Genomic DNA, 12,463 nt, shown 5'->3' on the forward strand with positions numbered 1-12,463 from the left:
CTTGCGGATCGAACGCACGGCGATCCCGCGCGGCGTCTTGTCGAACGTCACCTCCGGCATCGACGCCATCATGTTGGTGAATTGCGGACCCGAGAACGAGCCGTGCAGCACCGGCACGTGGTAGGGATCGACCACATTCTCGAAATGCTGAAGCCAGTTGCAGGGGATGATCGCGGGACCACCGCCGCCGATCGAGGAATCGTCGGCCTCGACGAACTCGCCGTCGTCCATGGTCTCCAGGCATTCATAGGCCGGCAGCACCGGGCGTTTCTCGGCCGCGCCCATATAGGCGAAGATCAGCCCGTAGCGTTCCTCGACCGGATACCAGGGCTGGCGCACCTTGTCCTTGAACCGGCCGCCGTCGGGCTCGCAGGGCTGCTCCAGGCAGTGACCCTCGGTGTCGAACTTCCAGCCGTGATAGCAGCAGCGGATGCCGTCCTCCTCGACCTTGCCATAATAGAGCGTGGTGCCGCGGTGGCAGCAGCGGGCGTGCAGCAGACCGGCGCGGCCGTGCCTGTCGCGGAACAGCACCAGGTCCTCGCCGAGCGCGCGGACCTTTTTCGGCGTGTCGGTGGCGTCACTGACAAGCCCGACCGGATGCCAGTAACGTCGCAGCAGTTCGCCCATCGGCGTGCCGCGCATGACCGAAGTGAGCTCGGTGCGCGTCTGCGCCGGCTTCATCGCATAGGCCGTTCCGAGATCGCGATCCCGCTGGGTGATGCTCATACCGGTCCTCCCGTAGTCGGCCGCTCCGGCCGGGCTTTTTTTGATGCCTTGTACCCAGTGAAGGGTAGATCGATGACAATGTCAACGATAATCCAAGTGCCTCTTAGTCGCATTTAACGAGGCCGGCGAACGGCGGCCGCCTGGGTTTGGCCCCGCCCTGCTTGGGCTTGGCATGCTTCGCCTTTCTTGGCAGAGGTGGATCATGAGCCAGACCGAGAGCAGGGGCGGGTCGTCGCCCGAGACGGACGAGGGCGATCCGCCTGCGCCGATCACCGTGATGCTGTCGTCGCGGCTGATGGTGCTGGCCAATTTGCTCAAGCGCGGCGCCATCCTGCGCTACAAGCGTCTCGCCGGATTGTCATCGGTCGAGTTCGGCCTGGTCGCCTCGCTCGGGCGGCGGCCGCCGATGAGCGTGGCGCGGCTTGCGGAAGCCGTCGGCCAGGACAAGGGGCAGATCAGCCGCGCGCTTGCGGAACTCGTATCGCGCAAGCTGATCGCGAAATCAGCGAACCCGAAAGACAGCCGCGAGGTTCTGGTCTCGCTAACCGCAACGGGCCTTGCGGCGCATGATGCGATCGTCGCCGGCGCGCAGGAGCGCAATCGGCGCTTGCGCGAACATCTGAGCGAAGCCGAGTTCGAGGCGCTGCTGCAGCAGGTCGATCAATTGACGGCGATCGCCGCCGAGATGCTCGAGAGCGAGAAGACTTCGCGCTGACGTTTCGGCAATCCCGGAACATGCTGGATCACTTCCAAGAACCTTTCCAAGAACCCTTCCAAGACTCTTTCTAAGACTCTTTCTAAGAGGCTTTCAATTAGGGAATTCGCGCGCGCTCCCCTAAGCGTCACCGCAAGCGCATGCCGTCACGGGACTGACGGTGTGTGCAAATCAAAACACGCAGTTTTGGGGTTGCGCGTTGAACAGTCTGGGAATGCTGCGGTCGGCCGTATTGGCGACCGCATCCGCTTGGGTCTTGGTGCCGCAGGCGTCGCTTGCACAATCTGCTGCGCAGAGTGGCGCGCAGAACATTCCGTCGGTGACCGTCACCGCGCCGGAAGCGCGCCGCCGGGCGGCGCCCTCCGTCCAGCGCCGCGCGCCGCGATCATCCCAGCAGACCGCCAACCGAAGCAGGCCGCAGCCGCAGCGTAATGTCGGTTTCATCGAGACCCCGCTCGGTCCGGTGCACGGCTACGTCGCCGGCCGCAGCTCGTCCGGCACCAAGACCAACACGCCGATCATGGAAACGCCGCAGGCGGTTTCGGTGATTGGCGCGGAGCAGATCCGCGACCAGAAGGCGAACAAGCTCGACGAGGTCCTGCGCTATACCGCCGGCGTCCGCGCCGGGACCTTCGGCGCGGACACGCGCAACGACTGGTGGCTGATCCGCGGCTTCAAATCCGACGATATCGGACTGTTCCTCGACGGCATGCAGCTGTTCTACACGTCCTATGCGAGCTGGAAGCTCCAGACGCCCAACATGGAGCGCGTCGAGGTGCTGCGCGGTCCATCGGCCGTGCTCTATGGCGGATCGAGCCCGAGCGGCATCGTCAACGTCATCAGCAAGATGCCGCCGGCGGAGCCCGTCCGTTTCATCGAGACCGGCGTCAACAGTTTCGGCAACGCCTATGTCGGCTTCGATGTCGGCGGTCCGGTCGCGACGAGCCCTGACAACGGCAAGCTGTTCTACCGTGTCGTCGGCCAGGTCCAGAACGGCCCCACGCAGGTCAATTTCACGCCGGATAACAACTACTTCATCGCGCCGTCGGTGACCTGGAAGCCGGACGCCGACACGACGTTCACGGTGCTGGCTTCAGCTTCCCGGCAGGAAACCCGTGGCATCAACTTCCTGCCCTATGAGGGCACGGTGACCAACGCTCCATTCGGCAAGATCCCGACCAGCTTTTTCGCCGGCGATCCCAGTGTCGACAAGTTCACGCGCGAGCAGGAGATGCTGGGCTATCAGTTCGAGCGCAATCTCACCGACGATTTGACGTTTCGGCAGAATGCGCGCTTTGCCCATGTCGACGTGACCTATCGCGGCTACATCGGCAACAATTGGGCTGACATCAACACGGCCAGTCTCGGTCGCTATAATTGGTACGCGAAGAACACCGCCAACCAGGCCAATCTCGACAACCAGCTGGAGTACCGCTTCAACACCGGCGCGGTGCGGCACACGATGCTGTTCGGGGTCGATTTGAAGGGCTACCAGATCGACGACTATCAGGCGTTCAACTTCGGCACGGTTCCTCCGGTCAACGTCTTCAATCCCGCCTATGGACTTGATATTCCATTGACGGGCGCACCGTTCCGAAACTTCCAGATCACGCAGAAGCAGGCCGGCACCTATCTGCAGGACCAGATGAAGCTCGGCAACTTCACGCTGGTGCTGAGCGGCCGCAATGATTGGGTCGAGACGACGCAGGCTGCACGTGATACCGGCGCCACGCTTGCCAGCCGCGACGACAGCAGGTTTAGCGGACGCGCCGGGCTGATCTACAATTTCGACAGCGGCATCGCGCCCTATGTGTCCTACGCCACAAGCTACAATCCGATCATCGGCCTCAACGCGCAAAACCAGCTGTTCCTGCCGGAGACCGGCCAGCAGACGGAAATCGGCGTGAAGGTCGCGCCGCGGGGATTTGACGGCTACTTCACCGCCTCGGTGTTCGACCTGAAGCGCCAGAACGTGGCAACCACCGATCCTGTCGTCACGACGTTGCAGAACCAGACCGGCGAGGTGACCTCGCGCGGCATCGAGCTCGAAGCGGTGGCGAACGCCACGCGTGAGCTGAAGCTGATCGGCTCGTTCACGGCCTACCATTTGTTCAACAGCAGGGATCTGGACCCGTCGTTGGTCGGGAAGACCCCGACCAACACGCCTGAGCTCCTGGTGTCCGGCTGGGCGGACTACACCTTCAAGGACGGGCCGCTCGCAGGGTTCGGTTTCGGCGGCGGTGTCCGCTATATCGGTTCGTCGTGGGCGGATACCGCCAATACCCTCGAGGTTCCCGCAGTCGTGCTCGGCGATCTCGCGCTCCACTATGAGTGGCAGAACTGGCGCACCGCGCTGAACGTGGTCAATTTGACCGACAAGATCTACGTCGCCAGCTGTGCGGCGGCAGCCTCCTGCTTCTACGGCGACCGCCGGCGCGTGACCGCCAGCGTCTCCTACAAATGGTGAGGCAAATGACGAGAACAGGCGAGGGAAGGCCTTCGTGAGAGCCTGACCGGCTCGTCACCGGCTTCCACCACGAGATCGATGAGCTCGCGGGCGATGCCCCCCGGCCCGAAGCTCATGCGAGCGCGGCGCGCGACGACCCAGCCACGTCGCCGCCGCGCTCGCCACCGATTTCCGCTGCGGCGGAAGCGGGCGCCGCCCGCCGACGCATTCGCCAGACGAGCCCGGGTCCGATCGTGATGCATGGCTCCCGGATCGCTCGCCCGATAATGGGCGCGCCTGTCCTCGTTGTAATCTGGACTTTGCTGCGTCGCGACCTAGATAAAGTGAGCCTTCCCAACCACGGACGTCACGGCCCAGCGCGTGTGGACTGATCGGGGCGCCCTTGCTGGGGCGGTCGATCTGCTCCATACCAGCCGCGGGGTGATTCCGGGATTTCCACCGTTCTGAGGGCGACAAAGGGCCTAAAAAGAGCGTGTCTTGCGCCCATTGGTGCACTGCGCTAAGGCTCAGAACAATTCCAAACTGGACGAATCCGTGGCTGTCCCGAGGCTGCGGGAAAAAGGGCTCGTCAATGAGCGGCATTCTGCAGAACTATCTTCCACTCGTCGTCTTCATAGGGGTAGCGGGCCTCATTGGTCTGGTGCTGCTGATCGCGCCGTTCATCGTGGCGTTCCAGCAGCCGGACCCGGAAAAGCTGTCGGCGTATGAGTGCGGTTTCAACGCCTTCGACGATGCCCGCATGAAGTTCGACGTTCGCTTCTATCTGGTCGCCATCCTCTTCATCATCTTCGACCTCGAGGTGGCGTTCCTGTTTCCCTGGGCGGTGGCGTTCGGCAAGCTTGGCGCGACCGGCTTCTGGTCCATGGTGGTGTTCCTTGGCGTGCTGACGGTCGGGTTCGCCTATGAATGGAAGAAAGGCGCACTGGAATGGGATTGAACCCTGTGTCATCCGCCGGTCCGGTTCTCGCGCCGGCCCCCAAGGGCATCCTGGACCCGTCGACCGGCAAGCCGGTCGGGGCCAATGATCCGTTCTTCCTCGAGGTCAATTCGGAACTGTCCGACAAGGGCTTCTTCGTCGCCGCGACCGACGACCTCATCACCTGGGCGCGCACCGGCTCGCTGATGTGGATGACCTTCGGTCTCGCCTGCTGCGCGGTCGAGATGATGCAGGTGTCGATGCCGCGCTACGACGTCGAGCGCTTCGGCTTCGCGCCGCGCGCCTCGCCGCGTCAGTCGGACGTGATGATCGTCGCGGGGACCCTGACCAACAAGATGGCGCCCGCACTGCGCAAGGTCTACGACCAGATGCCCGAGCCGCGTTACGTCATCTCGATGGGCTCCTGCGCCAACGGCGGCGGCTATTATCACTATTCCTACTCGGTCGTGCGCGGCTGCGATCGTATCGTGCCGATCGACATCTACGTGCCGGGCTGCCCGCCCACGGCGGAAGCGCTGCTCTACGGGGTGCTGCTGCTGCAGAAGAAGATCCGCCGCACCGGCACCATCGAACGCTAAGGTTTTACGTCATGGACGACGCCAAGCTCGACGCCCTGGGGCAGACGATCGTTAGCGCGCTTCCGGGCGCCGCAACGGGTCACTCGGTGGCCTTCAACCAGCTCACGGTCGATGTCGAAGCCAGCAAGATCGTCGAGGTGGTCAAGTACCTCCGCGACGACCCGAACTGCCGCTTCGTCAACTTCACCGACATCACGGCGGCGGACTATCCCTCGCGCGAGAAGCGCTTCGACGTGATCTATCACTTCCTGTCACCGACCCTGAACGCCCGGATCCGGCTCAAGGCCCAGGCCGACGAGACCACGCAGGTGCCGTCGCTGATCGAAGTGTTCCCCGGCGCCGACTGGTTCGAGCGCGAGGCCTACGACCTCTACGGCGTGATCTTTGTCGGTCATCCCGACATGCGTCGCCTCCTGACCGATTACGGCTTCGAGGGTCATCCGCTGCGCAAGGATTTCCCGACCACCGGCTTCCTCGAGGTCCGCTACGACGACCAGGAGAAGCGGGTGGTGTACGAGCCGGTCAGGCTCAACCAGGAATTCCGCAAGTTCGACTTTTTGTCCCCGTGGGAGGGCGCCGACTATCCGGTCCTTCCCGGTGATGAAAAAGCGGGGCCGAAGGTCTGAACATGAACGAGCAACCCGAAGTCCTTCGCAACTTCACCATCAACTTCGGTCCGCAGCATCCGGCCGCGCACGGCGTGCTGCGCCTGGTGCTGGAGCTTGACGGCGAAGTCGTCGCCCGCGTCGACCCGCATATCGGTCTGCTCCATCGCGGCACCGAAAAGCTGATCGAGCAGAAGACCTATCTGCAGGCGATCCCTTATTTCGACCGCCTCGACTACGTCGCGCCGATGAATCAGGAGCACGCCTTCTGCATGGCTGCAGAAAAGCTGCTCGGCATCGAGGTGCCGCGCCGCGCGCAGCTGATCCGCGTGCTCTATTGCGAGATCGGCCGCATCCTGTCGCATTTGCTCAACGTCACCACGCAAGCGATGGACGTCGGCGCGCTGACCCCGCCGCTGTGGGGCTTCGAAGAGCGCGAAAAGCTGATGGTGTTCTACGAGCGCGCCTCCGGCAGCCGCATGCACGCAGCCTACTTCCGCGTCGGCGGCGTGCATCAGGACCTGCCGCAGAAGCTGGTCGACGACATCGACGCCTGGTGCGATCCGTTCCTGAAAGTGGTCGAAGATCTCGACCGGCTGCTCACCGCGAACCGCATCTTCAAGCAGCGCAACGTCGACATCGGCGTGGTGTCGCTGAAGGAGGCCTGGGAGTGGGGCTTCTCCGGCGTGATGGTGCGCGGTTCGGGAGCGGCCTGGGATCTGCGCAAGTCGCAGCCCTATGAATGCTACGCCGAGATGGATTTCGACATCCCGATCGGCAAGAACGGCGATTGCTACGACCGCTATCTGATCCGCATGGAAGAGATGCGCCAGTCCGTGCGCATCATGAAGCAGTGCATCCAGAAGCTTAACGCGCCAGACGGGAAGGGCCCCGTCGTCGTCGAGGACAACAAGGTCGCGCCGCCGCGCCGTGGCGAGATGAAGCGCTCGATGGAAGCGCTGATCCATCACTTCAAGCTCTACACCGAAGGCGTTCACGTGCCGGCCGGCGAGGTCTACGCCGCGGTCGAGGCGCCGAAGGGCGAGTTCGGCGTCTTTCTCATCTCGGACGGCACCAACAAGCCCTACAAGTGCAAAATCCGCGCGCCGGGCTTTGCGCATCTCCAGGCCATGGACCACATCTGCCGTGGTCATCTGCTCGCCGACGTCTCGGCGATCCTCGGATCGCTCGACATCGTGTTCGGAGAGGTCGATCGGTGATGGCGCAGGCGCCGATCCAGTTTGACCGCGCCTCGGGGGCCCTTGAAGGGGCCAACCTGTGGGAGCGGACGGCTGCCTTGGCGCTGGTGACGGGATCGAAGATCTCCTCGCACTTCTCGCATATGGGCTACATCGCCTGCGCCAATCTGCTGCGCAAGACGCTGCCCGAGCGCAACATCGCGATCAAGCTCAACCCCGACGCCGTGTTCGAATTTCCCTACGGCGACGGCTATTGGAGCAAGCTGCTCAACCGTTCCTACAATTACGAGGACGAGCTGGAGCTGCTGTTCGCCGACTCCATCGATGTCGACTACACGCTGCTCGATTGCGGCGCGAATTACGGCTATTGGTCGGTGCTGGTATCGAGCAAGCCGTTCGGTTCGCACAAGGCGGTCGCGATCGAGCCGTCGGGGCAGAACTGTCCGAAGCTCGCCAACAACGCCCGGATCAACGGCAGCCGCTTCGAGACCATGAAATGCGCGATCGGCGCGGCCCGTGGCACCGCGCGTCTGTCTGGCACCAAGCACGAGGCCTTCAGCATCGCCGGCGATGCGTCGGCGGGCGGCGAGGACGTGCCGGTCATCGCGCTCGATAATCTCATCGACGACGGCAAGATCGCCGCGAGCGGCAAGTACCTGATCAAGCTCGACGTCGAGGGCGTCGAGATCGAGGCGATCAAGGGCGGCGCCCGGCTGCTCCAGGCCGACAGCGTCATCATGTGCGAGGAGCACGGCAGCGACCGCTCGCACGCGGTCTCGCGCTACATCCTCGAACACACCCCGCTGAAGCTGATCGTCTACGATCCCAGCACCCGGCGTATGGAAACGGTGACCGAGCTGTCGATCCTCGACCGCATCAAGGTCTCGACCCACGTCGGCTACAATGTTTTCGGCACCGCAAGCGCATTCTGGCAGGACAGGATCAATGCCCTGAATGCGAAAACCGCGCGCCGCATGCAGTGAGAGATTGAAGAGATGTCCGTTCGCCGATTAGCACCGAAGGAAGTCCAGCCCGCGAGCTTTGCGTTCACGGAGGAGAACCTCGCGTTCGCCAAGCAGCAGATCGCGAAATATCCGGCCGGGCGCCAGGCTTCGGCCGTCATCGCCATCCTCTGGCGCGTTCAGGAACAGCACGACGGTTGGGTCTCGGAGGCCGCGATCCGCGCTGTCGCCGACATGCTCGACATGCCCTATATCCGCGTGCTCGAGGTCGCGACCTTCTACACGATGTTCCAGCTGGCCCCGGTCGGCAAGAAGGCCCACGTCCAGGTCTGCGGCACCACGCCGTGCCGCCTGCGCGGCGCCGAGGATCTGATCCACGTCTGCGAGCACCGCATCCATCACGAGCCCTTCCATCTCTCCAAGGACGGCAATTTCAGCTGGGAAGAGGTGGAGTGCCTCGGTGCCTGCGTGAATGCGCCGATGGTGCTGATCGGCAAGGACACCTATGAGGATTTGACCAAGGAAAGCTTCGGCAAGGTGCTAGACGGCTTTGCGTCTGGCAATCCGCCCAAGCCCGGTCCGCAGAACGGCCGCCAGTTCTCGGCGCCGACCGGTGGGCCGACCACACTGAAGGAGATCACCTGATGCGTGATCTCTCGTCGCCGCCAGCTGAAGGGAGCAGTGTTGTGAAGAAGTGGGGCTTCGTCGCAATGCATTCCGCCGTGGCGGCCACGTTCATTTTCCTGCTTCAGCGCTTCGCCCTGAACGCGTCGCTGGAATCCAGTCTGCTCTGGGCGCTGACCTTCGCCGTCTGCGCCGCCGGGCTTGCCTACAAGCAAGCCAACCGTTGATCGGAAAGCACTGACATGCTCGAGGACAAGGACCGCATCTTCAAGAACCTCTATGGCCTCCACGATTGGGGGCTCGAGGGCGCGCGGCGCCGCGGCGCCTGGGATGGTACGAAGAACATCATCGACAAGGGCCGTGACTGGATCATCAACGAGATGAAGGCCTCGGGGCTGCGCGGCCGCGGTGGCGCCGGCTTCCCGACCGGTCTGAAATGGTCGTTCATGCCGAAGGAATCGACCGACGGCCGGCCGAGCTATCTGGTCGTCAACGCCGACGAGTCCGAGCCCGGCACCTGCAAGGATCGCGAGATCATGCGGCACGATCCGCATCTCCTGATCGAGGGCTGCCTGATCGCGAGCTGCGCGATGAACGCGCACGCCTGCTACATCTATGTCCGCGGCGAATTCATCCGCGAGCGCGAGCATCTCCAGGCGGCGATCGACCAGGCCTACGAGGCCAAGCTGGTCGGCAAGGACAACGTCAACGGCTGGCCGTTCGACATCTACGTCGCCCACGGCGCCGGCGCCTATATCTGCGGCGAGGAAACCGCGCTGCTCGAGAGCCTCGAAGGCAAGAAGGGCCAGCCGCGTCTGAAGCCGCCGTTCCCCGCCAACGTCGGCCTGTACGGCTGCCCGACCACCGTCAACAACGTCGAGTCGATCGCGGTCGCGCCGGACATTCTGCGCCGCGGCGCGGCGTGGTTCGCCGGCATCGGCCGTCCGAACAATGTCGGCACCAAGCTGTTCTGCATCTCCGGCCATGTCGAGCGGCCCTGCAACGTCGAAGAAGCCATGGGCATCCCGTTCCGTGAGCTGATCGAGAAGCATTGCGGCGGCATCCGCGGCGGCTGGGACAACCTCAAGGCCGTGATCCCCGGCGGCTCCTCCGTGCGCATGGTGCCGGCCGAGCAGATCATCGACACGCCGATGGATTTCGACAGCTTGAGCAAGCTGCGCTCGGGCCTCGGCACCGCGGCCGTGATCGTGATGGACAAATCGACCGATTTGATCCGCGCCATCGCCCGCATCTCCTATTTTTACAAGCACGAGAGCTGCGGCCAGTGCACGCCGTGCCGCGAGGGCACCGGCTGGATGTGGCGCGTCTTGACCCGCATGGCCGACGGCCGCGCCCACAAGCGCGAAATCGACATGCTGCTGGAAGTCACCAAGCAGGTCGAAGGCCACACCATCTGCGCGCTGGGCGACGCCGCGGCGTGGCCGATCCAGGGCCTGATCGCGCATTTCCGTCATGAGATCGAAGCGCGCATCGACCAATATTCGCACAAGGCCGACATCGACGATGCCGGCGTCCGCGATCCCGTGAACATGGTCGCGGCGGAGTAGAGACAATGACCAAGCTCATCATCGACGGTAAAGAGATCGATGTCCCCGCCGAATACACGCTGCTTCAGGCGTGCGAGGCGGCCGGGGCCGAGATTCCGCGCTTCTGCTATCACGAGCGGCTGTCGATCGCCGGCAATTGCCGGATGTGCCTCGTCGAGGTGAAGGGCGGCCCGAAGCCGGTCGCGAGCTGCGCCTGGGGCGTGCGCGATTGCCGTCCGGGTCCCAAGGGCGAGCCGCCGGAAATCTCCACCCGTTCGCCGATGGTGAAGAAGGCGCGCGAAGGCGTGATGGAATTCCTTCTCATCAACCATCCGCTGGATTGCCCGATCTGCGATCAGGGCGGCGAGTGCGACCTCCAGGACCAGGCGATGGGCTATGGTGTCGATACCAGCCGCTTCGCCGAGAACAAGCGCGCGGTCGAGGACAAATATCTCGGCGCGCTGGTCAAGACCTCGATGAACCGCTGCATCCAGTGCACCCGCTGCGTCCGCTTCTCGGCGGAAGTGGCCGGCGCTCCCGAAATGGGCGCGACCGGCCGCGGCGAGGACATGGAGATCACGACCTATCTCGAGCACGCGCTGACGTCGGAACTCCAGGGCAATCTCGTCGACATCTGCCCGGTCGGCGCGCTGACCTCGAAGCCTTACGCCTTCGCCGCGCGCCCGTGGGAGCTCGGCAAGACCCAGTCGATCGACGTGATGGACGGCGTGGGCTCTGCGATCCGCGTCGACACCCGCGGCCGCGAAGTGATGCGTATCCTGCCGCGCATCAACGAGGCCGTGAACGAGGAGTGGATCTCCGACAAGACCCGCCACGTCGTCGACGGCCTGCGCACCCAGCGCCTCGACCGGCCCTACATTCGCGAAGCCGGCAAGCTGCGCGCGGCGAGCTGGCCTGAGGCCTTTGCCGCGATCGCCTCCAAGGCGGCGCGCACCGACGGCAAGCGGATCGGCGCGATCGCAGGCGACCTCGCCGGCGTCGAGGAGATGTTCGCGCTGAAGGATCTGCTGGCCAAATACGGCTCCGCCAATCTGGCCGTGCAGGGCGGCGATGCCTTTGATCCCGCGCTCGGCCGCGGCTCCTACATCTTCAATCCGACGCTCGCCGGCGTCGAGCAGGCCGATGCGCTGCTCATCATCGGCGCCAATCCGCGGAAAGAGGCGGCCGTGTTCAACGCCCGCATCCGCAAGCGCTGGCGCGCCGGCGGTTTCAAGGTCGGCGTGGTCGGCGCCAAGCCCGACCTGACCTACGATTATGACCATCTCGGCGCAGGCACCGATACGCTCGGTGAGCTCGCGGCCGGCAAGCACTCCTTCATGGACGTGCTGAAGAACGCCAAGAATCCCATCATCCTGGTTGGTGCGGGCGCGGCCTCGCGCCACGACGGCGCTGCGATTCTCGCAGCCGCCGCCAAGCTCGCGCTTGATGTCGGCGCGGTGAAGGACGGCTGGAACGGGTTTGGCGTGCTGCATGAGAGCGCCTCGCGCGTCGGCGCGCTCGACATCGGCTTTGTCGCCGGTCAGGGCGGGCTGAACGCAGCGCAGATGACGACGTTCGGGACGCTCGATCTGCTGTTCCTGCTCGGCGCGGATGAGATCAAGCCATCGGACGGCACCTTCGTCGTCTATATCGGCACCCACGGCGACCGCGGCGCCCATCGCGCCGACGTGATCCTGCCGGCAGCCGCCTATACCGAGAAGTCTGCGATCTACGTCAACACCGAAGGCCGCGTGCAGATGACCGGACGGGCCGCATTCCCGCCGGGCGAGGCCCGCGAGGACTGGGCGATCGTCCGCGCGCTGTCGGAGGCGCTCGGCAAGAAGCTCGGCTATGACTCGCTGTCGGCCTTGCGCCAGGCGATCTTCAAGGCCGTGCCGCATCTGATCCGTCTGGACCAGATCGAGGCCGGCTCGGCCGACCAGATCAAGAAACTCGCGGGGAAGGGCGGAACGACGGAGAAGGCTCCGTTCAAGCCGCTCGTCGAGGACTTCTATTTGACCAACCCAATCGCGCGTGCGTCCGCCGTGATGGCAGAGTGTTCGCGGCTTGCCTCCGGGCAGATGCTGACCGCAGCGGAGTGAG

At 64.2% G+C, this 12,463-nt stretch carries 12 protein-coding genes; 11 read left to right on the plus strand and 1 reads right to left on the minus strand.

Annotation, left to right across the window (positions count from 1 at the left end):
* Window positions 1-726, minus strand: a 726-nt coding sequence (locus AC0L3P_RS02345; protein WP_473300887.1) for a Rieske 2Fe-2S domain-containing protein, incomplete at its 3' end; no start/stop codon positions are given.
* Between the two features lie 202 nt (window positions 727-928).
* Between AC0L3P_RS02345 and AC0L3P_RS02350 the strand changes: the two genes are divergently transcribed.
* The 11 genes from AC0L3P_RS02350 (at window position 929) to nuoG (ending at window position 12,462) form a co-directional block, all read left to right on the plus strand.
* Window positions 929-1,441, plus strand: a complete 513-nt coding sequence (locus tag AC0L3P_RS02350) for a MarR family winged helix-turn-helix transcriptional regulator (RefSeq protein ID WP_275171317.1) — start codon at window positions 929-931, stop codon at window positions 1,439-1,441.
* Window positions 1,442-1,655: 214 nt separating this feature from the next.
* On the plus strand, window positions 1,656-3,908 hold the full coding sequence (locus tag AC0L3P_RS02355) for a TonB-dependent siderophore receptor (RefSeq protein WP_473301019.1): 2,253 nt from the start codon (window positions 1,656-1,658) through the stop codon (window positions 3,906-3,908).
* A 571-nt stretch (window positions 3,909-4,479) separates the two neighbouring features.
* Window positions 4,480-4,845, plus strand: a complete 366-nt coding sequence (locus tag AC0L3P_RS02360) for an NADH-quinone oxidoreductase subunit A (RefSeq protein ID WP_007603535.1) — start codon at window positions 4,480-4,482, stop codon at window positions 4,843-4,845.
* Entirely contained in the window at window positions 4,836-5,423 is a 588-nt protein-coding gene (locus tag AC0L3P_RS02365; protein ID WP_007603537.1) for a NuoB/complex I 20 kDa subunit family protein, read from the plus strand. The genes AC0L3P_RS02360 and AC0L3P_RS02365 overlap by 10 nt, the downstream gene beginning before the upstream one ends.
* An 11-nt stretch (window positions 5,424-5,434) precedes the next feature.
* Entirely contained in the window at window positions 5,435-6,049 is a 615-nt protein-coding gene (locus tag AC0L3P_RS02370; RefSeq protein WP_275171316.1) for an NADH-quinone oxidoreductase subunit C, read from the plus strand.
* A 2-nt stretch (window positions 6,050-6,051) separates the two neighbouring features.
* Window positions 6,052-7,248 (plus strand): NADH-quinone oxidoreductase subunit D, encoded by a 1,197-nt coding sequence (locus tag AC0L3P_RS02375; RefSeq protein WP_275171315.1) that lies wholly within the window; start codon window positions 6,052-6,054, stop codon window positions 7,246-7,248.
* Window positions 7,248-8,210 (plus strand): FkbM family methyltransferase, encoded by a 963-nt coding sequence (locus AC0L3P_RS02380; RefSeq protein WP_473301020.1) that lies wholly within the window; start codon window positions 7,248-7,250, stop codon window positions 8,208-8,210. Before AC0L3P_RS02375 ends, AC0L3P_RS02380 begins: the two co-directional genes overlap by 1 nt.
* A gap of 12 nt (window positions 8,211-8,222) precedes the next feature.
* Entirely contained in the window at window positions 8,223-8,834 is a 612-nt protein-coding gene (gene nuoE, locus AC0L3P_RS02385) for an NADH-quinone oxidoreductase subunit NuoE (RefSeq protein WP_007610983.1), read from the plus strand.
* On the plus strand, window positions 8,834-9,040 hold the full coding sequence (locus AC0L3P_RS02390) for a hypothetical protein (protein ID WP_275171313.1): 207 nt from the start codon (window positions 8,834-8,836) through the stop codon (window positions 9,038-9,040). The genes nuoE and AC0L3P_RS02390 overlap by 1 nt, the downstream gene beginning before the upstream one ends.
* A 15-nt stretch (window positions 9,041-9,055) precedes the next feature.
* A complete protein-coding gene (nuoF, locus tag AC0L3P_RS02395) occupies window positions 9,056-10,381 on the plus strand; it encodes an NADH-quinone oxidoreductase subunit NuoF (protein ID WP_027518249.1) in 1,326 nt (441 codons plus the stop codon).
* A gap of 5 nt (window positions 10,382-10,386) precedes the next feature.
* Window positions 10,387-12,462 (plus strand): NADH-quinone oxidoreductase subunit NuoG, encoded by a 2,076-nt coding sequence (gene nuoG, locus AC0L3P_RS02400; protein WP_275171312.1) that lies wholly within the window; start codon window positions 10,387-10,389, stop codon window positions 12,460-12,462.
* The last annotated feature ends 1 nt before the right edge of the window (window position 12,463 follow it).

The organism is Bradyrhizobium sp. WSM4874 (assembly GCF_055811835.1).